This window comes from Olleya sp. Hel_I_94, from assembly GCF_007827365.1.
GTDB lineage: Bacteria > Bacteroidota > Bacteroidia > Flavobacteriales > Flavobacteriaceae > Olleya.
Genome location: NZ_VISI01000002.1, coordinates 1560270 through 1585194 on the forward strand (window position 1 = coordinate 1560270; position 24925 = coordinate 1585194).

Consider the following 24925-nt stretch of genomic DNA (forward strand, 5'->3'; position numbering starts at 1 on the left):
ATAATAGTATGAATAAAGGAGGTTTTTCTTGGAAAAAATTAAGTGGATATTCGGCAGCAAAATCAAATGTCTCACGAAAAATTGAAATACCATTAACAAAAAGTGGACGAAATCAAAAAGTTGGTAAAATTGTTACTAAAGGTTGTTTAGGAATGTTAATAGCATTGACTTTACCAATTTTATTTATTTTAATCATTTTACTATATTAATAAAAATAAAAACCTGTGCCCAACAAGGGCTATAAGTAATTGCTTGTTCTCGCCTACTTCTGAAAATCCTCGCGGATTTTCAGTTTGGTGTGTACTTGCTAAGTTAAGTGCTAACCCACGCAACTACTCATAGCCGAGACGTTGTGCAACATTAGAAAAAACCGATTGAATGACTATATTTCTTTGGATTTTAGGTATAATAATTCTGATAATTTTATCAGTTTACTTGAAATATTTTGTTCCATTAAGAAAAACCGAAGATGGATTTGAATATGTGCACGTGGAAGAAAATGGAACTGTAAGAGAATTATCGAGAGAAGAAAAAGGTTATCTAAAAGAAACTTTTGACCCAGCTGATGGAGCGAGACCTTATATCAAATCTAGATATAAAAGTAAAACACCAGATGGAAAAATTCACGGTTTTATTCCGAGAAATAGAGTTCCCAAAAGGATAGAAATTATTGAACCGAAAATGGAAACCGAAACTTGGAGAAGAACTTGGATTTTAATGATTAAGGATTTGACAAACTTGGAATATCAAAAGCGAACTTGGCTCGACCCAAATAATACAAATCCATATTATTCTTTCGTAGAATTTATGTGTTCTTATTTTGACGATTTGGGTTTATCAGACGGTTATGAAAAGTCTATTAAAAACGGATTAGTAACACAAAAAGAGTACGAATCAATTTCTGAATGGAATAAACTACTTTCCGAATATGATTCACCGAACAATAATGACTATGACCATAAAGCAATTCTGAATGATAATAAATGGATTAACATTGTTGAACTGGGAAAAGCGTCACTTGAGAATTTAAAACCTAATTTGAATAAATTTGAAAGAGGTTTGCTAATATGAAAATAACGTTGCACAACACCGTATATAATTTATTGCTAGTTCTAGCCTACTTACGAAAATCCTCGCGGATTTTCTATTCGGTTTTTATTTACTAAATTACGTGCTAAACCACGCAACAAACCATATACAAACACGTTATGCACAACCAAAAAAACATCGTGATTGAAACTAAAGACATCTTTCTGAATAAAGAAATTCGCTGTGGTGGATTTTATGAATTGTGCATTCAGGTTTGTCCGAGTTTGGACAGAGAACCAATTAAAAAGTATATCGATTATTTAAAATCTTTAGAAAATATCGATGGTCCATTTAATGAAGATTTTGAACTGATTGAATCAAATATTGAAAATTTTGAACACCAATGGGTTTTAAATCTAAAAGATTTTTCAATTCCTTTTAAGACTTTCAATATTCGAGAAGATGAACCTATTGAAAGTGGCTTTAATTGGTTTGATATAAGTTTTTATACAGCGACTATCGAAAAACTATTTGGAGATGAATATCAAACGTGGTCAGAAAACCCAAAATATCCGACTGAATTAGTTGACTTTTTGCATAAAACAGTTACTGACTTAAACAAAATATATCCTTTTCAATTAGCTATGCTTGATTTTGAAATCTCTGGACAATATTATTTGGCTGATTTAAGTACTGATTTGAGTGATGGTTTTGAGAATTGGGCAAAGTCAAAATTCTTTGTGAATAGCAAAAATTATAACTCACTTACGGAGCGGAATAAAAATTTTGTAGAATTAATAAAAGAATAAAAGGCAGTGCATAACACCGTATATAATTTATTGCTGGCTTCTCGCCTACTTACGAAAGTCCTCGCGGACTTTCTTGGTCGGTAATTATTTACTAAATTAGGTGCTTGAAACACGCAACAAACCATATACAACAACGTTGGCAACAATTTGAGGAAACCGAAATCCGAATCTGAATTTATCTATATGAATGAAATTTCTTTACTGACTTTCGATAAATTATTTGACTTAATAGAGGATAACCAATTTGAAAACGAAATTGACAAAAAGATTGCGGAAAAAATACTAAAAGCAGAAAGAGATTGGAATATATCACTCGAATCCTTAAATGATTTTATAACGGTACTGGAAAAAGAAATTGGCGGAACTGCAACCAAAACAAGTCTGAACAAACTCTTGAAAAAATATAATCAGAATATCGCTCAATATGCTTGGGAATCAGAAAGCGTGAGTTATTTATTAGATATTTTTGACATAACCAAAAAAACCGAATTAAGAATTATATTTAATGAATTGACAGAAAAACTGAAAACGGAATGAAAGCACTTAAAATCTATTCTATTTTAGGTTCCATAATAATTTTAGCAGATTATATGTATGGGTTTTATGCAATGGGAAATCCAGATTTCCATTATGACAATACTGACCCAATTACAGGAATATCAACATACCCATTAAAATATGACCAAATTTTAAGGCCAATAGTTCTGTTTATTACTTTTTCTTCTATCATATTAATTCTATACTATTTATTTAAAAGACAAAACCATAATAAAGTTTCTAAAATTATATTTAGTGCACTACCAATATTGATTACTATTTTTTGCTATGGCTTTCTTTGTAAAATACTATAAGTTGGAATTAAGACTGAATAAAAACTGTTGCCAACACCGTATATAATTTATTGCTAGTTCTAGCCTACTTACGAAAATCCTCGCGGATTTTCTATTCGGTTTTTATTTGCTAAATTAGGTGCTTAAACAACGCAACAAACCATATACAATCACGTTGTGCAACATATGACCAAAACCGAAAGTTAATGACAAACCGAATTTTAACAGCTCTTATAATTAGAATAGCTGGAATATATTTATTCACGAAAATTTTTGACCATTTTGGTTCTTACTTTTTTTCAGTTTACGGAACTGCTACTATGGCTCGATTTGACGAATTGTTGAGTGAACCGATTGACAAATTCTTTTTTACTGGAACATTTCTGACAATAGCGAATATTGTCGTTTCAATATTTCTATTCGTGAAAGCGGAATGGATTGCTAAAAAACTAATAAAAACGGACAATGAAATAAAAACGGAACTGAACGCTGAATCTCTGACAAAAGTGATTTTATTGACAGTCGGAATTATTTGGTTAGCGAAATTAATTTATCTAATTCCGGACTTGATTGATTACTGTATTAAATTTATTTCGATAATGAATGGTAACGAAGAAATAGAATTACCTAATTTTGCATTTCCGAACTATATTTTAAAAACTATTTTGACATTAATTATAATATTCCGAATTGAAAAAATATCAAATTGGATTTTAAAGAAAATATAAAAAATACGTTGCACAACACCGTATATAATATATTGCTAGTTCTAGCCTACTTACGAAAATCCTCGCGGATTTTCTATTCGGTTTTTATTTGCTAAATTAGATGCTTAAACACGCAACAAACCATATACAACAACGTTGTAATGCATTTGCCTAAACCAACAGACCACTTTACTTCCAAAATAGATAGACTAACTAATTAGACTTTTTTTAATTATAAAATGAGAGTTAGATTTGTAGAAAATAATCAACTATGACCAAAAAATATGTCATTGTACTCTCAATTCTACTCGTTTCCTCATATTCGTTTTCCCAACAAAAGGATACGATTTATGGAAAAGTAAAATCGATTAGAGAACAACTTTCATTTCTGAAAGAAAATCATCAAAACAGAAAATTATTTAGTACAGAAGGAGATTATGGGCATAACGGATTTATGAATGCAGAATACACTTTTAGTAGATTCCATAATTGGTGGTACAATACTTATTGGGTTCACTATATTAATTATTATAAAGAATTTGACGAAGACAAAAGAGTACTAAAAGAAATTTGGTATGATAAAAGTCAGGACACTATTCGATTCAGCCAATTTACCTATAATGAATTTGGCAAAATAAAAACTGAAAAATCAATTTCATATCAAGAATCCAATGCAGTTTATGAATACGATGAAAATAACAATTTGTCTTTTGTTAAAGATATAAGTGCTGACAGTAGCTTTACTACTCAAAAATATAAGTATAATTCTTCCAATCTACTTTCTGAATATGAATATTATAATTCGGATTACCCAGAAGAAATTAGAAAAACTGAAAATTATTATGATTCAATTGGAAATTTAATTGAAATTAAAAATTATGATGAGTATGGTGCTGATTATGGTACTCTTTATGAATATGATGACAAAAGCAGAAAAATCAAGATTTTTAATCATTCACCATTTATTTGGGTAAAAACCAAAACGGGAAGTAGACAACAACGAACTGAAAAAGGAAGAGATATGATAAGTCGTGAATTTGTGTATGATGAACAAGATAGGATTATAGAGCAATATTCTTACAATCCTGACTTTAAAGACAACAATATACCTGCGTTATACAAAAAAGAAATATCTATATACGAAAACAATTTATTGACGGAATTTTATTATTATGATGGTAATGATTCTATTACAAGTTTTAAAAAGTATGAATACGATGAAAATCAAAGAAAAGTAAAAGAAACATTCACTTTTCCTAAATATCCTGATAACAACCAAAATTTAGTATTTTCATATGATTATCACGAATTCCCAATTGAACTTATCTATACAGATGAACGAGGAACACATAAAGTAGAATTTGAATATATATTTGACGATAAGAATAATTGGATTAAACAGACAAAAATTATTAATGGAGAGAGACTATTTGAATGGACAAGGAAAATAGAATATCTCGAATAAAAAACGCATTACAACACCGTGTATAATTAATTGCTTTGGTCGTTGTTTATTTGGAAAATTCCTTCGGAATTTTCTCGCGTTCGTTTTTGTTTACTAAATTAGTTGCTTAAACACGCAACTAACCATACACAATTCCGTTGTAGCCAATTTGAGAAAAACCAAGTAACCAAATGAATATTGTAGAAAAAGAAGCAGTAGAATACGCAGAATATGAATTCTTTAACGGAGATTCATATTGTACTGTTGATAATTTATCAAGTACCTTATCGTCAAAACTTTACAATCTAAAACGGAAAAAAGACAAATTATTTTTTCTAAATATTTTAAGAAAAGAAGTTTTAAATCAAAAATTAGAACACGAAAAAACTTGTAGTACAGTAAATTGTGGAACTTCTCAAGAAAAGGAAACAGGATTATTTGTAATTGATCAAGAGATTGAGGAAATATCTCAATCATACGAATATCAACCAAAACATACTGATGAATTTAGTTCGGAGCAGAAATCGGAATTACACGACTCACTAAATGAAATCAAAGAAAAGTTGACTGAACTTGGATTCGGACAACAAATCATTTTTGATGAATTGGACGAATTAAAAGAGCATTTGAATCTTGGAAAAAAGAATTGGTTTCAATTGCTAAAAGGAAAATTATTTGACTTGACTGTAAGCAAAACTTTAGAGGAAACTGTTATAAAAGAAGTTTATAAAACACTTTCTGACGGATTTGAGAATTTACCAAACTTAATAGATAATATATAATAATTATGAGTTGCACAGCACAACCTATTTATAAAATTAAAACAAAGAACATAATTACATATTTATGTTCGAATTGTATGACTGGACACTTGAATGATGAAAAAGCAGAAGTGTTAGAAAAAAATATAATCGGAATGAATTGTCAATGTAAAATATGTTAAAAAACTGGCTACAACAACGTTTATAATTAATGGCTAGTTCCAGCTTGTTTACGAAAATCCTCGCGGATTTTCTATTCGGTTTTTATTTGCTAAATTAGGTGATTAAACACGCCACTAATCATACACGAGACCGTTATCTGCAATTCCTCCCTTTGTGGAAAAACAAATAATCACTTTAAGCTAACGTTTAATTAGTTGATAAATAAGAAAATACAACTGAAAAACAGAATTACTAATATCTGATTTTCAGCACATTATAAAAACGTTAGTCAGAATTAAAAAATGATGAAGAAAATAGAAAATCCAGGTTTTAGAATTATAAAGACTTTACCAAGTACATTGGGTACGGTGGATTTTCATATTGTTATGTATGAAAAATTAGATTTCAGTGATGATGAAGTGTGGAAAGGAGTAAATGAATCTGAGATCGCGGAAGAAATATACGAATCTGGAGAATATAAAGGTTTTTATGTAATTCATTCTTCTACAACTCGAGGAGAAGACATTAATACCTTGGATGATTCTGAAAAATTATTTTGTTTTAATCGAATTAATTGTGATTCGATATTATCATACCATTGCCTTGCAACCAGAAGTGACGAAACAGGTTTTAAATTAAGAATTGGATTTCACGAAATGCATCCTGAAATGAGCCTACCTAAAATTATTAATGACTGGAATTCTATGGCTAATATTTCAAATGGTTTTCAAGAAATTAAAATTAATAAAGACACATTTTTTGAATTGTATCAAAAACAAGTTGAAATATGGAAAAAGCAGATAACACGGTGTATAAAACATAGCTAATAAGTGCTAAACCGAAAGGTTTTGTATATTAAGAAAGTCCACCAAATTTTTAATTTGGCTTTTAAAAAGAGAAAAATTAAAAACAAAATATAAAAATTCGGCTCTGTGTTTATCCGAAATGTTAGTGTCTTCTTGCACGCTACGTTCTATACACAAGTCCGTTGTACACAATAAAAAGAACCAGAAACACTTAAAATAACTTACATGAAAAAACTGATTTTATTATTCTCATTAATTATTGCTTCTTCATTTTCTTATTCTCAAACACAGACGACAGAGATTGAAGCAAAAGGAATATTCAGTGAAATAGCTGTTGAAAAGCAAAACCTAGCAGTTGAGAGAATTCTAGGAAAAGACAAAAAAGAAAAAAAGGCGATAATTGAAACCGTTAAGGAAAACCCAAACGACTTTAACCCTCCAGTGTTATACGCCTTATCTCATGAATTATTTGAACAGGGAAATAATGATGAAGCTTGCTATTGGTTTTATTTAGCTCAACTCCGAGCAAGGTATGATGCAAACTTATGTATGGACAACTCAGCTAAACAAGCTGTCTCTGTTTTAAACAATAATTTTGGACCTAAAATAAACAAGTATGCTTTTCAAGATATTGAAAAACTTGAAAAGACCGTTAGAAATGTTGTCAACTTCGTACGAGAGCATGAAGAAAATTACGATCATAGATGGATAAACCTTCATGGAATGTGGGCGATGCAAGCAGGTTTGAGTGACAAAGAGGAAACCAGAGAATTGAGCAAACCGAAGGATGAATGGAAAGCAATAAAGAAAAAAACAATAGATGACTATTACAATGGATTCATTGAATACGTAAAAAGTCAAAAAAAATAAAATACTGTGCACAACAATGGCTATAATTAATACGGGGTTTTGTGCTTAATCGAAAGTTTGTGCGTTTTTACAGAATCCGCCAAATCTTTTGATTTGGCTATAAAAAAAAGAAAATAAAAAGCTTTGGCTAAGTGCTTAATCGAAAGTTCACTACTTTTAATTCCCGTACTAACCATAGCAAAAATGTTGTGCAACATTAAAAACCAAACCGAATGTGTGATTTTAATAAAGGTTTTATTTTGTGTAAATGCAATGACCCAAAAGTGATTGTTCACAACAAAAAGTCTAGACTGAATAAGGATAAAAAGAATAAACAAATTGAATATACTTGGACATTATATAAGTTTCTTGGAATGTCAAAAGAAAAGGAACTTGGAAGATATATGTTTCCCGTAAATGATGTTGGAAATGGATTGACCTCTGATTTTGTTCTAAAGGAACTTAACAGTCGAAATTGTTTTGACTTTGAATATATACCAAACCAAGGTGATAATTTAATCATTAGTAAAGCTGATTCTTATAACAGAATAGAATTCATTTTCAGAGATGGAAAATGGGAAGAAGATCATTATTCACCATTTGACCACGAATATGAGAAAATTGATAATGGAAAAATAACAACATCTAAAAAAACGTTGCACAACACCGTGTATAAAACATAGCTAATAAGTGCTTAACCGTAAGGTTTGTGTATATTTATAAAGTACGCCAAATTTTTAATTTGGCTTTTAAAAAGAGAAAAATTAAAAACAAAATATAAAAATTCGGCTCTGTGTTAACCCGAAAAGTTAGTGTCTTTTTGTACGCTACGTTTCATACACAAGACCGTTGTAAACAAGCTGAATCCAGCCGCGCATTAGGCACATTTGGTTTTTGCCAACGCTTAAATCCAAAGCTGAAAAACCAAAAGAGCCTAATCTTGCCAACGCTGAAAGAAAATTGAGGAAAACCATAAACTGAATAAAAAAATAAAATGTATTTTAGATAATCCAAACCGAATTAAAAGAATCTGCACCAATTAGAATGACATTAGACGAAATTTATAGAAAAGAAGAGATTAGTGTTAGATCATACCACGTTTGTAAAGAAAACAACTTAAATTCGGTAAAAGATTTAAAAGAATATTACTTCAGGCATAAAACTTTCGATAAGCTTCGAAATTGTGGTAGAAAATCTAATGAAGAATTAATTGAAATCTGTAACATATATCAAGGATATCATTTAGAAAATCGAGAAACTGAAATCAAAAAAGAAAACCCTCTAAAAACAATAATTTCAGAGTTAACAAGAGTTCAAAGAGAAGTCATAAATAGCTTCATACTTGTTAATACAAATAGTCTTTCTGTAAGAAGCAAAAATGCTATTACACTTCATTTAAATGGTAATTTGAAAATTAAAAATTTTGCACAAAAAATTTTACTTTCTGAAAAATTTAATGTCAATAATATTAAAAACGTTGGAGCTAAATGTGTTCCAGAATTAGAAATTTATTTTTCAATTATAAAAGAATTCTTAATTGAAGTTAGTCAATTTAATGACGAAAAACATCTAATTTCATTAAAGAACAATTTCTTAATTCAACGCACTTTTTCTATTTCAAAAATCCCGATTGAAGTACTTGAATCAGAATCAATATTCTTACTTACAGATTTTTTATTAAACAGTAATGCCCTATTTGATAATACACAAACAGTCATTGTAAAAAAAGCTTTTAAAATATATCAAAAACAAAAAGAATTAACTCTTGACGATATTGCTGACGAAGTTAAATTGACTAGAGAAAGAGTAAGACAAATAAGAGTAATATGTCTAGATGAATTGTTTGATAAACTCTCTTTTATTCAAAACTTTAATGATGATTTATTTCAAAAATATAATATCGATACTAATTCTAATCAAATTGAAATAAACCAAGATTTAATTGATATTATTAACATTACTAACTTCACATTTTTTTCACGAGAATTTATAACCTACATACTATATGTTTACTTGTCGGATAGATTTTCGTTGATTGGTTCTGTTGAGGATGTTATCCAACCAAAATATTTTAATGCTCGTAATAGACATAATTGGAACAATTTCTTTTTAATAAAAAAAGAAATTGTAAATGAAATTGATTTTAATGCTTTAGCTAATGACATTGATAATAGAATAAATGATAGAATTGTAGAATCCTATTCATTTAATTTTAAAAGCTACTTATCAAGATTTTTAACTAATAATAATATTGAATTTTTAGATTCAGCTTTTCCCATTGGAGAAAAAATAATTAATGATGAATTTGAATTATATCTCGATTTAGATGAAAATTTAATATTTAAAAGAAATACAAAAAAACAAGCTCACGAATACGCTTATGAAGCACTTGATCATTTAGGGAAGCCATCAAAAGTTAAAGAAATCTTTGAAAAAGTTTTAGAATTATACCCAAATTACGATACAGATGAAGCTAAAGTTAGAGTTTCAATGAAACGAAAAAATGGTTTTGTTCCAATAGGTAGAAAAAGTGTCTTTGGCTTAAAAAAATGGGAAAAAGAATTAGACAATTTTAAAGGTGGAACTATTAGAGATATTGTGGAAGAATATTTATCTCAATTTCCTGAACCAATACATATATCTGAAATCACAAGTCACGTTTTAAAGTATCGCCCAAAATCAAATCAGTATAGTATATTACAAAATTTAAAACTTGATGAATCAGGTTTGTATATTTTTTATAAAGGTTCACACGTTGGTTTATCAACTAAAAAATATACTGAAGAACACATAAAATCAAAGTCAATAGATAATTCTGATAGAAAATCGTGGGAAGAAAGATTTGATGCTCTACAAAGCTTCACACAAAAAGAAAAAAGATTACCCTATTCAAATGGAGTTCCTGAAAAAGAAATTAAACTTTATCGTTGGCTAAATGTTCAAAAAGGTAAAATTAACAAGGGCAAACTCAACTCTAATAAAACAAATAAAATTAATGATATCATTGATAAGTTTCCAAGTATTAATGGAAACCGAAGATCTAATTCAACTGAAAAATATGAAGAATTAATGACTTTTGTTAAATCAAATTTCCGTTTACCTTCTGCCAGTAAAAACGGAGAAGAAAACCTATACCAATTCTTTTACAAACAAAGGAAGCTTTTTGAAAAAGACGAACTAAAAGCTAAAGAAGAAATACAGTTTATCGAAGTTGCAAAACTTCTTCAAAATATTAAATATGAAAATAAAGGAAACTAAATTATTGCAAGGCCAAAGACTTAAAGAAATCTGCAATGAAAAGGATGTCAATTTTGAATCCATTGAAATTCTACTTGAGTCTGTAAAAACTAAAAAATTGCTAAAAAGAAACAACTACCACCAGCAAAAAATTAATGATGTAATTGAAAAGACGATAAGATGAAGTTATCCAATATAGAAATCAATAATTTTAGACAATATTATAATGAAGTTAATATTGATTTATCAACTAATTCAGATCAAAATATCATTGTAATTGGTGGTAGAAATGGTTATGGAAAAACAAACCTTTTACTATCAATTGTCTGGTGTCTTTATGGAGAAAAAATTTCTCAAATTGATGACAACTTCAAAAAGGAAATTCAAAAAGAAAAAAACTATTCTTCTTTTATGCAGCAATCAATAAACTGGACTGCAAAAAAAGAAAATAAAGACACCTTTTCTGTTAGTATACTTATTTCAGAAATCGAATTACCTGAACTAAAGAAATTAAACTCAAATTCTGAAAGTGTAATTATTACTAGAACATTTAATGTTACTAGTATGAATGAAAAACTTTTTATTTCTGATCCAAATTCAAAAATGGAAATTTTTGATGATGAAGCCGATAAGATTAACTTTATTAATGACTATATAATTCCGATAGATGCAGCAAAATTTGTCTTTTTTGATGCAGAAAAAATATCTGAAATAGCCAACTTATCAATTAAAGAAGAAGGTAGTTTTATAAATGACGCTTTAGGTAAAATATTAGGGTTAGATACATATGATACACTTATTGAAGATATAGAATTTTACATAAACTCTCTTAAAAAAGAAGGAGCTACTAAAAATTTACAAGAGCAAATTGTAGATAAAGAAAAAGCAATTGAACTTTCAAATATAGATATTGAAAAACTTGAAGAAGAAAACGCTGAAAAACTAAAAGAAATTGATGATTTAAAAAAGACAATTCGTCAATATAACAATCTAATTTCTCAACATAGTAAGCAAGGTAATTCAACTTTTGATAGAGAATCTGTATTGTCGGAAATAGAAAAACTAAAAACAAAAGAACTTGAACTTTCTGAAAGATTTAATGAGTTAAGTGAGATTATTCCATTGGCAATATTAACTGGCAAATTAGAAGAAGTTAATGAACAACTTGAAATTCAAGAAAAAAACGAATTATCACAAAATTCATCAAAAGAAAATTCTGAAAAAATAGAAAACTTTATTGAATTACTTTTTAACAAACCACCTGAACCAGATAATTCTACAATGTCTTTTAAAGACAAAAACTTTTATTATGAAAAAGCTAAAAATTTAGGTTCGGAGTTATTTAGTAATAATGGAGATTACAAAGAATTAGAATTTGAACACGATTTAAATAATGCGGAAAAGAATCTAATTTCAGATGCAATAGATCTTGTTAACTCTCAATCAAAAGATTTATTTGAGACTACAATTGAAGAATTTAATGAAGTACAAATTAAACTTTCCGAACTAAATAAAACATTGAGTAAAGTTGATGCTGATTTAGAGGATGAATTGATTTTGGAATATTCATCTAAAAAAGATACGGCAGATTATAATATCACAGAAAACAATAGAAAAATTGGAGAAAACAACCAACAGATTACAAAGTTAAAAAGTGATATAGTTCGTTTAAATCAACAGCTTCAAACGTTGGTTAAAAAAGTAGATGTAAATTCACAAAATAAACTTAAAATTAAAGAAAGTCAGAAATACATTGACGTTTTGAATTCATTCCTTGAAGAACAGAAAAGCAAACACAAAAATAGTCTTGAAAAAACAATTTTAAGCGAGTTAAAAATATTAATGCACAAACTTGGTAGTGAAGAAAACAGCAGTAAATTTATTGAAGATGTGAAAGTTACAATATTGGCTTCAGGTCAAGGAATGAAAATCACCTTATTAGATCAAGATGATAATGAAATAAGAAAAGAAAGTTTATCATCTGGTGAAAAGCAAATTTATATTTCATGTTTGATTAAAGCAATATTAAACGAATCGATACAAAGCTTACCAATATTTATAGATACACCTCTTGGTCGACTTGACGAAGAACACAGAGATAACATTACAAGAAAATATTATCCAGCTCTTTCAGAACAAGTCGTACTATTTTCAACAAATAGTGAGATTACACCTAAACGGTATAAAGATATTTCAGAAAACATTTCAAAATCTTATCTACTATTTAACGATGGAGCAAACACAAATTTAAAAAACGGTTATTTTAATACTTCAAGCAATGATTAGATTTAAAATAGATTCAGAAAGCACAGAATTATTAGATAGAATTACAAATATCTATAATTTTAAAAGAGACACAATTACGGGAAGAATTGCATTGTCACTAAGTATTGAAAAAGGTCGTCTATTTCACGAAAACGAAAATAATCTACCTCAAAACGGTAGAGAATATACGCCAACAAGTAACATCTTTGGTCGTTTAGTTAATGACATTGATAATTTTACTCTTTATAAAACTATTTTCGATCAGCACTACAACAAAGAATTGACAGAAAGTGAATTTATTAAACTTTATAAACTTCATTTAAAAGATGGTCTTGAAGTTTGGAATAATAAATTAAACAATAGCGACATTACCAAAGGAGAACATATTTCACTTTTATTGAAACCAATCAAAAAAGGTTTAACATTAAGATCAAAAACTGTGAAAACTGGTTCTAGTTCGAAGAAATTTAATGTAAAAGAATTTGAAGATCTTTTAACATTCGAATTAGGAAAAACAGAAGAAGGCGAAAATGTTGAAATTAGAATTAATGATTTAAGAGAGTTTGATAATAGAAATATTGCAATTGCAGGAATGGCAGGTTCTGGAAAAACTCAATTAATGAAAGATATTTTATATCAAATTTCCAAAAACACAAACAATGATCTAAAATTCATATTCTTTGATTATAAAGGAGAAGGAAATCCAGAGCAACTCAAACCATTTTTAGACGCAACGAAATGTGAATTTGTCGACATTGTAAATGATGGTGGTATAGAATTTAATCCATTTTTATCAATAAGTTTAGACGAAAGACAAAGACCTTTTAGTATAAAAGCATTTGTTGACACTATAGCAACTTTCGTTCCTAGTGTTGGTGTTGCTCAAAAGAATATTTTAACAAACGTAATTACAGATTTATTCGACAGTAAAAATGGTTCTTACCCAACTATAAATGAATTATTTGAAAATTTAGAAGAATATTACGATGAAAATAATAGAAGACCAGATACATTATTTGCAGGTATCCAAGATTTAACTACCAATATATTTAATTGTAGTCCAACTAATATTGATATTTTAGACAAAAGTTTATATCTCAATCTACCACCTGCATTATCTGATACTTTAAGACAATTAGTTGTGTTTTTGTTATTGCGTTATTTTAACTCATTTTTTAGTTCTACAAATGACTGTGAACCAAAAGATCATATTTTTCCATTACGATATGTAATTGTAATTGATGAAGCTCACATATATTTAAAAAATAAAAATGCACGTAAAGCACTTGAAGAACTATTGAGGTTATTAAGATCCAAAGGAGTTATAATTGTAATGCTCTCACAAGGAGTTGAGGATTATAAAACGAAAGACTTTGACTTTGCATCGCAAGTAAAGTTACCAATATGCTTGAATGTTCAAAATAAAGATTATAAAGCAATAAGTAATTATGTTGGGACACCAAGTAGTAAATACAAATTAGAAACAGAAATCAAAAAATTAGAATCAGGAAAAGGCTTGATAAATATTGGAGAACCAAAAATTATTGAATTAAGACAATGGTGGAAAACTAAAAAAGAGGAAAACATTTAAGCCGAAACTATGTTCAAGCACATATATTTTTTTCCCATACTCAAAAATGCCAAGCCAAAAAAAATAAAAGAGCTTTCACGCCAAAGCTCACATTTGAACTAACAGAAAAACATCGGAAAACGAAGCTGAACGGAATAAAGCCAGTTTACAACAACGTATATAAAAAATAGCGGTTTAATCGCTTAACCGAAAGAAAATGAATAAATTAAAGATCAGTTATAATCCGAAAAGTTAGTGCTTAAAAATCCGCTACTTTTCATATACAAGACCGTTGCCAGTAATATAAAATGACCGAAGAACTAAAGAAATACGAGTCCACAATAAAGAAGAAACATAGTTTCAATTGGACACCTAAATTTGAAGAAGAAATAAGAACGGATTTAAATAAAACTGTAATTATTCCAATAGTAATTCAAACTTTTGAAAAGTTAGGTTGGGATTTAGTCTACCAAGATGAAAAAAGTGCTGAAGCAAAACGAAAAGGAGATTGGAATCGATGGACTGAAAAAATAGCTGTTTCTTTCGATTACGGAAAATTGACAATAAAAAGTGTTTCACTCGGAAACGAAATGTGGGATAATGGAAGAAATTCTAAAAGAGTAAAATTATTTATTCATGCATTTCAAAACACCGAAAAAGAATTTGATAGAGAATCTTTAGCTGAACTTGAAAAAGAAGTAGAGAAAAAAAATAATTGGGATGACTATGAAATACCCGAAAGTTTACCACAACCAAAAACTAGAAAAGAGCCACAATTTTGGATTCCAATTATTGGAGGAATAATTACTGCTTTATTATTAGGTTTTATTGTTGCTTTTTTATCTGTTAAAGGAATTTATATAATTGGTCTTTTTGAGTTAGGAGTAGCAATAGTAATGGGATTTGTCCTAAAACAACTTATAAAAGTAAGTAATTACACTTTTTATGACCATTTGCACTATCTATTAATTGGAATGATTTTGATAACATATATTTCAAATCAATATTTTCAGTACCAAATAATACTAAATGAAAACAACTTTCAACCTTTTAGTTTTTGGGAGTTTATGCAAGTTAGATTTGAATCAGGACTAACAATTAAAAAACTAAATACAGGTTGGATAGGATTATTAATCAGTTGGATTTTACAATTAGTTATCACCTATTTAATTGGTGTTTTAAGACTTTCTTCAAGTCTAATATCATATTCACTCGAAAGAGTGCCAATGGAAGTTGTGGATTTCGCTTATTACCACTTTGTAAAGGAAAAAACAGAAGACCAAGTAAGAGACGAATTATCAAAAATGGGTTGGACTGAAAAACAAGACCAAGAAGAAGTTTTCGAATCAATTGGAGCTATGCAAGGAGCGACTGAAATGAATCGAATGGAATAAATACTACTGGCAACAACGTATATAATTTATTGCTAGTTATAGACTGCTTACGAAAATCCTCGCGGATTTTCTATTCGGTTTTTATTTGCTAAATTAGGTGCTAAACCACGCAACAAACCATATACAATCACGTTGTGCACAATTTAAGAAATGAAGAAAACAATAGGAAAACCTGAAAATTGGCAAGATTTTGAATCACTTTGTAAAAAGCTTTGGGGAGAAGTATGGGGAATTCCCAACAAGATTAAGAAAAATGGAAGATTAGGTCAAGAACAAGCTGGTGTTGATGTATACGGAATACCAAAAACTGTAACTAAATATTGGGGAATTCAAGCCAAAGGGAAAGACGATTATTCTGTTGCAAAATTGACGAAAAAGGAAATTATAACTGAAATTGAAAAAGCCAAAACTTTTAAGCCAGAACTAGAAGTTTATATTATTGCAACTACTCAAAATAAAGACTCAAAAATTGAGGAATTTGTAAGATTAAAGGATATAGAAAACAGAGAAAATGGTTCTTTTGAAATTTTACTTTTTTGTTGGGAAGATATCGCCGATTTAATTGAAGAAAATCGTGATACATATCAATGGTACCTGCACGGAATTGGTCAAATAGGAAAGTTTGACTTTAAAATTTCTTTTAATGAATTAGAAGATGAACTTACTCTTAGACCAAAATTCGAAAAAAGAATTACTCGCTACAGACATACTAGTGAAACAGCTTCTGAAATTATAATGAAAAGGTTCGATGCGCATAAATCAATATTAAATAGTATAAATCCTATATTCCCTTTTCATTCCAATAAAATAAATAAATCTTGGTGTAGCTTTGACTTCGTAATGGAAAATACAGGTTCAGCGGTGATTGAGGATTGGAATATAAGTATTAAATTTCTAGAAGGTGTCAGTAAACTTAATGATGGTACACCTCTTTTTCCAAAAATATCTTTAACTGAATATGTGGATAATGAAACAAAAACTATTACCTATAGACCACGAGATAATGAACCATTAATTCAAAAGTCCAACAGATATTTCAAATTATCCCTACTTCCTGACCCTAATTCAGAAAAAATAGTATTTGAATGGGAATTACTGGCTAGAGATTTTAACCGTAAGGAGGTTTCAGAAATATATATTGAACCAGAATATATAGAAAAAATCGAAATAGAATTAGTAAACGAGAAATCTGAATTAAGTGAAGATGATGTTTTTATTTCTTATCATGTAGTAGAAAAAGAACAATAAAACAGTGCACAACAACGTATTTAATACCTAAATTTTCAACTTTTGACAGACCGTTGATGACCGTTGGTTGACCGTTGGTTGACCGTTGGTATTGGTTACAATTAACACCAATTTGGTTACTTTTATATCCAAAAAAGGTTAAATATTCACTAAATTTAAAAATAACAATTTCACAAATGAAAAAAAAATAAATATCCTAGATGGTTTCGAATAATTAGATATAATTTCAATTGTCTATGGTACCATATCATTTTTCCTTCAGGATTAGAAGATGATGATTTCTCAGAACAATAGAATAAAAGAGAATAGATTTTTAAATAGTTTTATCAGTACGTAAAACATCTTCTAAATCAAAATTATACCAACCGCTTTCCATAAGTTCTTTGTCGGTTTTCCCATAGGTTAAATCCCATATTTTTACATCTATTTGACGCTCTTCAAATTCTGATATTTTTTTAGTTATAATAGCAACTGCTTTTTCGCTCATATCTGGTATTAAAATTACTTTTCGTCCAATTAACACTTGAATTTTTTCATTTGTAAGCGCTGTAATTCCTCCATAAGCTAACCATATATATTCTGGATAATGCATAGCACAAACTATTGCTGTTTTTTCACTCTCTACTAACATTACTGCTTTCTCTTTATTCTCAATGACATCTAATAAGTGTTCTCCAAATAAACAACTATAATATCCGTCTTCATTTTTATAAGGCACCTTAAAACGGTTAGTTCTTCTTCCATTAGGTTTATAGTATGAAACCTTTGCCTTTTGTGCTTTTTTAGCACGATTGATACTCCAAAATACAGTACCTAAATCTCTTGAAGTACCTATATAATACATTCTTTTAACTATATCCGTTTTTATGTCACCGTATTTAGTACGTAAGTAAAGCAATAAATTATTCTCATTAGTATTATTAACGCATAATATAACGGACTCAAAATCAATAAATTTCTTTTCTCTAACTAAAGTATTACACATATCATTGACACTGTCATTAGGACGAATTACATCATTGTCATTCAAATGAGCTACAAATGGCTCCATTTTTTTTGAAATTTCATTCCAGATAAATTCGTTTCCAGAATCGTCACGATATCGAGTTCGTGGTAGAGTTGCTTTTCCACAAGAATGGCAGTAACCATAATTCAGCGATAACTCTTTATATGTAACAAACTTCCCATCCCTATTTAGGCTTTTACAGCATGGTGTAATAATATTACGATGACGTTTTGTGTCAAAAGTTAAGATTACATCTATTTTCTCTAACATTATTATTAGTTTTAAAAGAAACAGGAAACTTGAAACCTACAAGAAATTCAATATAAGAAACTAAAAACGTGCTATTTACATGATTAAATATTAAAGTTTCGAGTTTCCTGTTTCTAATTGCTTTTATACTTTGTTCCATTTTTTTGAAATTGTTCCCTTAGTCAAACCAGTAACTTCAGTTACCGCCTTTTGTGAAGCATTATTTTTTTTAGCAATCTTAATAATGTCTTCTACACTTGGCTCCGTCGTTTTATGATCGATATTTTCTTCTAATACAATTCTAAAATTCATCAAATAAAACTCATTTAGGGCTATTGCTAATTCGACATTTTCTAAAGTTAATAACGATTTAAATTCAGATTTAGAAGCATGAAACATCATAAATACGTTTATGCATAACTTATGAATAGATATTTGCATTTTAGAAATATACTCCTTAATAATAGGCTTAGCCATAGCTTGTCTATTGATAAGTCCTTGTGTATATTCAAAAAGAAGTTCATGTGCTTCATTTGTTACTTGAATTTCAAATTGCTTTATGTCCTCCTCTACTTTTTCAGATTGTATTTTATAATCTAATATATTCTTGATAGATGCAGTATAGTTATTCATTATCTCAGGATTAGACACCCCTTTATGTAATATTGAATTACTAGTTAGTTTTGGTGTAAATAATTGTCTATCGATAAAACCACTTTCTAAATTACCGTTAGCTATTAACTTAGGTATAAACTGATGTTGTAACCCTCCTAAGAGAGTTGGACAGGATTCATTTATTCTAAAACTTTCCGTTGTCTTTCTTGATATATCAATATATCCATTTGTATATCCTTCCAATAAAAAATTACGCCATGCTATACCATCGCGACTATTTGAATTTCCCATTTTCTCTACTAACGCAAAAATTTCGTCTATTAAAATCCCAATTGAGTTAGGGTTATCCGAATGAATCTTATGAGCTGCTTCAATTGAAGCGTTTTGAACCAACACCTGTTTGCGCTTTGGAGCATCATCTTCCGGATTAGCAATAACTAGGTCCTCTAGATGATCATTATAAAACATATCATCAATTATTTTGATAGGTTTAGTCGCTATTTTCATTGCTTCCGTTTTTGCATCTCCACGACTACCAATTATAGTAAAGTATAAATTTGCATAATTTCGGTAACCAAGAGCTTCTATATAAAAAGTAAGTCCAACAGATGTGCTTACTGTAAATAACATTGAGCATAACATGTATTCTTTTGGAATACGTTTATATTTAAAGCTACTTTCTATAAGCTCCCTATACTCATTTGGGAGCTTATTGATTATAGTAACTAACATATCTTGAGCTTTCTCTATATTAGACTTTGTCAAATTTTTAAGCTCGTTGCCAATGGTTTCATGATTAATATTTTCCATAATTATTCTAAAATAATATTATCATTTAAATCGTAATAATTCAAACCATCATTGTTATTAAACATCACATCATTCATAAAATGATTTGTCAATACTATGTATAGCCAAAAGATAAATTTTGAAAACTCTAAGGATTCAAATAATCTATCTTTGGTATTATTAAAATCCTTTTCAGGTTTATCATCCAAGTTGGACTCCTGACACATCAATTTGATAAAATCCACATTTAATAAATTGGGCTTAAAATAAGAAAAGCTTTTTCTGTTTAAACTACAAAGCATCTCTAAATCTCCTTTGAAGCAATCCGTGACATTACTATTAATTACTACATTCTTCATACTAATTTTGAGATTTAGAATTAATTAATAGACTAGCTGGTGATCCAAATAGTTCTTTTTGTATTGTTTTGCGTTCGCTCAACATACTGTGGTTAATCCCATGTTCTTGGGAATAGACATTTTTACTTTCTTTTAAATAAAATAGCTTCTTCACTACGTCATCTAAAATAACTTTCATTTTTAATATCATCGTATTATTTTTATAATTTACTGCAATGATATAAAGAGAAATAGGCAATATTAATTAGTTCGGAATCTCAACGGAATGCGTTCGGAATCCTCAAATACATGATAAACAACTTGTTCACACATGAATTAAGTAAGGAAAAGTATGTAAAAAGTGATAAAGTTTGATTGAAAAATTTGAAATTTGAGTAGTATCTTTTCTATTTATTAACTTGAGATTTCATTTTTGAAAGTTGATGATTGATAGCATCAATCTGAAATGGTTCCATTTTGACTAAAGTTCTATCTATAATATCAAGTTTTCTTTTTCCTGAATAATAATCAATACCCTTTGACACTTTAGCATAAGGAGTAACCGATTTTGGGTTCTTATAAAATATAGTTAAATCTTGAAAAGTTCCTACTATCCTAATAAGTTTTAAAAAATCAGTTCGTTTTAAGGAGTCTGGTGGAAGCGAATTAAAAATATTAATTAATAAATATTTTTCATCATCTTCAAAATTATTAATCAGATTTAGATAAATGTTATGCTTTTCAGAAACTTCTTCTAATAAAGTACTACCTTTTTCTACATCCATTGTTGATGAATTAAGAGACGCTTCTCGTTCTTGCTTTAGATATGGATGTTTAATATCTATCATAGATTTATATTCATTTGAACTTGTAAAAGTTATGCTCTCAAAATCTTCAAAGTAAAAATTATCATACATATCCAAATCATATATCAACTCATAATAATCTTTATAATTCTTAAAATGACGCTGTGCTTCCTTTAAAGATGATTCAATTGCTAAATCTGAAACAAACTTAACATAAGAGGACTTATCTTCCTTATTAAAGGCATTTAACACTTCGTCTTCTAAAACTAAAGTTATAACCACGTCATTATCTCCATCATAATAAAGATGCCTATCGCAAAAGAGTTTAAAAGATTGATGTTGTCTGGTTTTTAAATCTTCGGTATATTTTATAGAATAATAATCATATAAAAATTTACATATTTTATTATGAACAGTTGTAAACGGACGCTTTTTCAATTTCTCCTTTTTCATCTCATTAATTACCATTCGTTTTGCTATCGCATATGATTTAATGTAAAAATGATTATATGTTTTAAAATAATTCATGATAGGATTAATGTATTCTAAGGGTTATTATTTGAATTAAGAATGTGACTTATAATGTATTATTCCATATTAAATACTGTTTTTAAAAGAAATGCTGTTGCTTCCTCTTCTGTAACCAATATCTTCTTCTCTTTCTTTGTCTTCTTTATTTTTTCATTTTCAATATTTCCCGAAAACAACCCTGAAGGCTTAATCAAATCTTGAAACGATTTTAAATCATTCTTATTTAATTTTTCTTTATCAGAGGACAACTCTATTTTTGGTGCATCTTTAAAACTATCTTGAATATAATCCCAATGATCTTCAAACGATTTTTGTTGCAGGTCAAAAGACTGAAAGGTCTCTATCTTTAAATCCCTAACATCATTGCGTATGTTTTCAACAAACCACGAAGACATTCTTCTACAAAAATCTAACTGCGTACAATATTTGTTTAAAAGAAACTGAAATTGCATTTTATTCAAATCATTTTGTAATTCAAGAAGTTTAAACGTATTTCTATCTAAACGTTCTTTTTTAACGACTATATGATGAATTGATTTACCATTTTTCAACAAAGCATTAGAACCTTTGCTATTTATTAAAACAACCTTGTCAAATAAATTGTCGTATAATTTATCCTCCCAAACGTCTTTATTAAATTGTATCCATATTCTTTTTGGAATATAAAAAACCAGAGGCACATATAATTGCTTGGTTAAAGCTATATATACATCGTTTAACGTTTCGTTCATATTTATCTATTTTAAAGATTCTAACATGTGTGAATAATCTTCTGGTAATTCTGCGTCAATATCTCGCAAGTATTTTTCTAAAGCTGACATGGAAGAGTGCCCTGTTATAAGCATCAATTTACTTTTCGCAGCAAACGGAGAGGATTCTTTAGCCAAATGTCTGTATAATTTAGTGATATAAGTGTGTCTAAAACTATATAACCCATACTCCGCACCTAAACCAAAATGATCTTTTACAACACGTTTAAAACGCTTTGTGTAATAATCCCTTTTATTCTCTAAAGCAGTATCCCATTCTCCTCCTATTACTTCTGGAGTAAAAAATGAGTCTTTCTTATTTAACTTAGAAAGGTCTGGAAATTCCTTAATTAATAAATCAGGAATAATCTTAGTCTTCATTGGACTATTTTTAGCTTTAAATTTTACAGTCTTAGTCTTTAAATCAATATCCCCTACTTTAAGTCTACAAACCTCTATTGGTCTTAAAAAATTATAAGAGATAAACTTTATAAACAATAATAGATTTTTATCTTCCCTCTCTAAATATTCAAAAATTTCTTCTTGTTTATCTTGAGTATAAGTTTTGTTTCTTTTAGGTATAGCTTTGAGAACAGGTATTTGCTTAATAACATTAGAATTGATAATATCATTATCAAATAATACTTGCATTATACTGCTTAAATCTGCACGATAATTATTTCTATTTCTAGGACTTGTTCTTTCAAGAATATCGCTTAAAAAATGTGAAATCACTTTCTTATTAATCTCATCTATTCCAACAATATTTGGATGAGTTTGCTCAACCCATTTAGTAAAGTTTTTTAATCTATTTTCAAAACTACGTTTAGTCGTCTCGTTTATAAGCTTCTCTTTTTGTTTTAAACCAAAAGCAAAAGCATCCCTATAAGTCATTACAGGTTCTTTAACCTGTTCTACTTCAATAGGCACTAACACTTGATTAGAAATTTCAGATTTAGTCTTGGTATCCTTAACACTTAATAGCACTTCTTTATTATTAGAATAAGGACTATATCCTTTTGCCAAAAGCTTAAGTAGTGCTTTTCTATAAGTCACTAAAACAGAAAGTCGTTCTTCTTTAGTTTTAAACTTATTAGCATTTGAATAAATTGGAGTTTGACGTTTTAACTTTCCTGTATTAGGGTCCCGATAAGAAAAATAAACATACCAACGTTTTTTGAGGTCTCCGTTTGCTGAGTAAATCTTAGGGGGAGAATAATTTTTTTTCAAAGTTAAATCGTATTCAATTTCGTATTCATTTTGCAATTCTTGTGCAAGATAATCAAAAATAGTATGCATAAAAAAACGGTTTAGCGAAAGCCAAACCGTTGTTTTTGAAGTAATTCCAATTAGTAGCGGGAACTGGACTCGAACCAGTGACCTTCGGGTTATGAGCCCGACGAGCTACCTACTGCTCTATCCCGCGATTTATATTTCCGAAGATTATCTTAGCTTTTAACTTTCGATTCATAATGTCGACCTAATCGTTTCGGACTGCAAATATACAACCCTTTTTGCATATTACAAGCATTATTTCAACTTTTTTTATTGTTCAATATTAAGAGCTTCAAAACCAATAAGTTCAGTCTCCTCAAATTGTGGAGAAATTTGAATTGGATTGCAACACACCTCGCAATCCTCTACATAGGTTTGCTTAGTTACACTTGGATCTAGTAACATTGATATGGTTTCCCAACAATATGGACATTGAAAATAGTGCTCAAACATAACTTACTTTTTATCAAAAATAAAAATAGCCAACCAAAGGTTGACTATTTTAAATATATTTTAACAGGAAGTTATTCTTGGTTTAAAACAACTTCTGAGTCCTCTAAAAATAATGCCATTTTATTTGGCGAGTCGTCCACTACTGTAAGATAATCGTTATTTAGTAAATTATCACTTACCATAACTAATTTTAAATTAGATAATTGAGATAACTCAAAAGGTAACGTTCCAGATAACTTATTGCTTGATAACACTAACTCTTCAAGGTTTGACAATTCGGCAATGCTTTCTGGAATTTGACCTTCTAATTGGTTATCTAATAAGCTTAATTTTTTTAATGCTTTTAAGTTACTAATATCAAAAGGTATTGATCCACTTAAAAAGTTACTTCCTAACTCTAAGTTACGTAATTTAGTTAGACTTGTAATTGACAGTGGAATTTCTCCTGTAAATTGATTACTGTATAATGCTAGCGATTCTAAATTAGAAAGGCTACCAATCCAATTAGGAATTTCTCCATCAAATTGATTTAAAAACAATTGTAAAGAATACAAGCTTTGCATGCTAGACATAGTTTCTGGTAAATCTCCGGATAACTTATTAAAACTTAGATTTAATACTTGTAAGTTGCTTAATTGTGCTATTTCTGAAGGTATAGACCCTTGTAGATTATTAAATGACAAATTTAAACTTACAATTTTAGAGTCTAATACTGTAACGCCATGCCAAGTATCTATTGAGGCATCAAGATCCCAAGTAGTATTCCACTCTGGTCCATTAGTATTATTATAAAGCGCTATTAAAGCTTCTTTCTCAGAATTTGATACACTTGCGAATGCTACACAAGCAAAAAGAAACATCACTAAAGTTAATTTTATCGTTTTCATGTTAATGATTTAGGATTAACTACATCAAACTTAACACAAAAGAGGTTAAATGACAAATTATTTCGATTAAATGCATTAAACATTAACATTTAATTTGAAATTTAACTCCATTTTAT

Annotated in this window: 26 protein-coding genes and 1 tRNA gene; 17 read left to right on the top strand and 10 right to left on the bottom strand. The window is 28.9% G+C overall.

Annotated features, from left to right (window positions below; all coding sequences use genetic code 11):
- The first annotated feature begins 8 nt into the window (after positions 1 to 8).
- The 17 genes from JM82_RS10260 (at position 9) to JM82_RS10340 (ending at position 17111) form a co-directional block, all read left to right on the top strand.
- The gene (locus tag JM82_RS10260; RefSeq protein WP_145003186.1) at positions 9 to 209 is read left to right on the top strand and encodes a hypothetical protein; all 201 of its coding nucleotides are present in this window, start codon (positions 9 to 11) and stop codon (positions 207 to 209) included.
- A 169-nt stretch (positions 210 to 378) separates the two neighbouring features.
- Entirely contained in the window at positions 379 to 1071 is a 693-nt protein-coding gene (locus JM82_RS10265) for a hypothetical protein (protein WP_145003189.1), read from the top strand.
- 137 nt (positions 1072 to 1208) lie between these two features.
- A complete protein-coding gene (locus tag JM82_RS10270) occupies positions 1209 to 1838 on the top strand; it encodes a hypothetical protein (RefSeq protein ID WP_186439209.1) in 630 nt (209 codons plus the stop codon).
- Between the two features lie 183 nt (positions 1839 to 2021).
- On the top strand, positions 2022 to 2375 hold the full coding sequence (locus JM82_RS10275; protein ID WP_145003197.1) for a hypothetical protein: 354 nt from the start codon (positions 2022 to 2024) through the stop codon (positions 2373 to 2375).
- Positions 2372 to 2689 carry a hypothetical protein gene (locus JM82_RS16405; RefSeq protein WP_186439210.1) on the top strand — a complete coding sequence of 106 codons (318 nt, stop codon included), beginning with the start codon at positions 2372 to 2374 and terminating at the stop codon, positions 2687 to 2689. Before JM82_RS10275 ends, JM82_RS16405 begins: the two co-directional genes overlap by 4 nt.
- A 185-nt stretch (positions 2690 to 2874) precedes the next feature.
- Positions 2875 to 3396: a hypothetical protein gene (locus tag JM82_RS10280; protein ID WP_261375353.1), complete on the top strand. Its 522-nt coding sequence runs from the start codon at positions 2875 to 2877 to the stop codon at positions 3394 to 3396.
- A gap of 250 nt (positions 3397 to 3646) precedes the next feature.
- Positions 3647 to 4840: a hypothetical protein gene (locus tag JM82_RS10285; RefSeq protein WP_145003200.1), complete on the top strand. Its 1194-nt coding sequence runs from the start codon at positions 3647 to 3649 to the stop codon at positions 4838 to 4840.
- Positions 4841 to 5010: 170 nt separating this feature from the next.
- A complete protein-coding gene (locus JM82_RS10290) occupies positions 5011 to 5601 on the top strand; it encodes a hypothetical protein (protein WP_145003203.1) in 591 nt (196 codons plus the stop codon).
- 443 nt (positions 5602 to 6044) lie between these two features.
- Positions 6045 to 6569, top strand: a complete 525-nt coding sequence (locus tag JM82_RS10295) for a hypothetical protein (RefSeq protein WP_145003206.1) — start codon at positions 6045 to 6047, stop codon at positions 6567 to 6569.
- Between the two features lie 204 nt (positions 6570 to 6773).
- Positions 6774 to 7418 carry a hypothetical protein gene (locus tag JM82_RS10300; protein ID WP_145003209.1) on the top strand — a complete coding sequence of 215 codons (645 nt, stop codon included), beginning with the start codon at positions 6774 to 6776 and terminating at the stop codon, positions 7416 to 7418.
- Between the two features lie 263 nt (positions 7419 to 7681).
- Positions 7682 to 8080: a hypothetical protein gene (locus JM82_RS10310; RefSeq protein ID WP_145003215.1), complete on the top strand. Its 399-nt coding sequence runs from the start codon at positions 7682 to 7684 to the stop codon at positions 8078 to 8080.
- Between the two features lie 361 nt (positions 8081 to 8441).
- Positions 8442 to 10655, top strand: coding sequence for a helicase associated domain-containing protein (locus JM82_RS10315; protein WP_145003218.1), 2214 nt, complete (start codon positions 8442 to 8444; stop codon positions 10653 to 10655).
- On the top strand, positions 10636 to 10818 hold the full coding sequence (locus JM82_RS16580; protein ID WP_145003221.1) for a DNA modification system-associated small protein: 183 nt from the start codon (positions 10636 to 10638) through the stop codon (positions 10816 to 10818). The genes JM82_RS10315 and JM82_RS16580 overlap by 20 nt, the downstream gene beginning before the upstream one ends.
- On the top strand, positions 10815 to 12920 hold the full coding sequence (gene dndD, locus JM82_RS10325) for a DNA sulfur modification protein DndD (RefSeq protein WP_145003224.1): 2106 nt from the start codon (positions 10815 to 10817) through the stop codon (positions 12918 to 12920). Before JM82_RS16580 ends, dndD begins: the two co-directional genes overlap by 4 nt.
- On the top strand, positions 12913 to 14490 hold the full coding sequence (locus tag JM82_RS10330) for a DndE family protein (protein ID WP_261375354.1): 1578 nt from the start codon (positions 12913 to 12915) through the stop codon (positions 14488 to 14490). Before dndD ends, JM82_RS10330 begins: the two co-directional genes overlap by 8 nt.
- 287 nt (positions 14491 to 14777) lie before the next feature.
- Positions 14778 to 15863, top strand: coding sequence for a hypothetical protein (locus JM82_RS10335; RefSeq protein WP_145003227.1), 1086 nt, complete (start codon positions 14778 to 14780; stop codon positions 15861 to 15863).
- A 150-nt stretch (positions 15864 to 16013) separates the two neighbouring features.
- Positions 16014 to 17111 carry a hypothetical protein gene (locus JM82_RS10340; protein WP_145003230.1) on the top strand — a complete coding sequence of 366 codons (1098 nt, stop codon included), beginning with the start codon at positions 16014 to 16016 and terminating at the stop codon, positions 17109 to 17111.
- Between the two features lie 313 nt (positions 17112 to 17424).
- Here the strand turns inward: JM82_RS10340 and JM82_RS10345 are convergent, their stop codons facing one another.
- The 10 genes from JM82_RS10345 to JM82_RS10385 all read right to left on the bottom strand — a co-directional run bounded on the left by JM82_RS10345 (position 17425) and on the right by JM82_RS10385 (position 24809).
- Entirely contained in the window at positions 17425 to 18387 is a 963-nt protein-coding gene (locus JM82_RS10345; protein WP_145003233.1) for a DUF6371 domain-containing protein, read from the bottom strand.
- 123 nt (positions 18388 to 18510) lie between these two features.
- Positions 18511 to 19746: a DUF3987 domain-containing protein gene (locus JM82_RS10350; protein WP_186439211.1), complete on the bottom strand. Its 1236-nt coding sequence runs from the start codon at positions 19744 to 19746 to the stop codon at positions 18511 to 18513.
- Positions 19747 to 19793: 47 nt separating this feature from the next.
- Positions 19794 to 20129, bottom strand: coding sequence for a hypothetical protein (locus JM82_RS10355; RefSeq protein WP_145003239.1), 336 nt, complete (start codon positions 20127 to 20129; stop codon positions 19794 to 19796).
- 1 nt (position 20130) lies between these two features.
- Positions 20131 to 20307: a hypothetical protein gene (locus JM82_RS16465; protein WP_222429223.1), complete on the bottom strand. Its 177-nt coding sequence runs from the start codon at positions 20305 to 20307 to the stop codon at positions 20131 to 20133.
- Between the two features lie 208 nt (positions 20308 to 20515).
- A complete protein-coding gene (locus tag JM82_RS10360) occupies positions 20516 to 21442 on the bottom strand; it encodes a hypothetical protein (RefSeq protein WP_145003242.1) in 927 nt (308 codons plus the stop codon).
- Positions 21443 to 21501: 59 nt separating this feature from the next.
- A complete protein-coding gene (locus JM82_RS10365; protein WP_145003246.1) occupies positions 21502 to 22176 on the bottom strand; it encodes a hypothetical protein in 675 nt (224 codons plus the stop codon).
- Positions 22177 to 22182: 6 nt separating this feature from the next.
- The gene (locus tag JM82_RS10370) at positions 22183 to 23493 is read right to left on the bottom strand and encodes a tyrosine-type recombinase/integrase (protein ID WP_145003249.1); all 1311 of its coding nucleotides are present in this window, start codon (positions 23491 to 23493) and stop codon (positions 22183 to 22185) included.
- A gap of 54 nt (positions 23494 to 23547) precedes the next feature.
- A tRNA-Met gene (locus JM82_RS10375) sits at positions 23548 to 23620 on the bottom strand.
- A 119-nt stretch (positions 23621 to 23739) separates the two neighbouring features.
- Positions 23740 to 23922, bottom strand: a complete 183-nt coding sequence (locus tag JM82_RS10380) for a CPXCG motif-containing cysteine-rich protein (protein ID WP_145003252.1) — start codon at positions 23920 to 23922, stop codon at positions 23740 to 23742.
- Positions 23923 to 23993: 71 nt separating this feature from the next.
- Positions 23994 to 24809: a Two component regulator three Y domain protein gene (locus tag JM82_RS10385; protein ID WP_145003255.1), complete on the bottom strand. Its 816-nt coding sequence runs from the start codon at positions 24807 to 24809 to the stop codon at positions 23994 to 23996.
- Between the last annotated feature and the right edge of the window lie 116 nt (positions 24810 to 24925).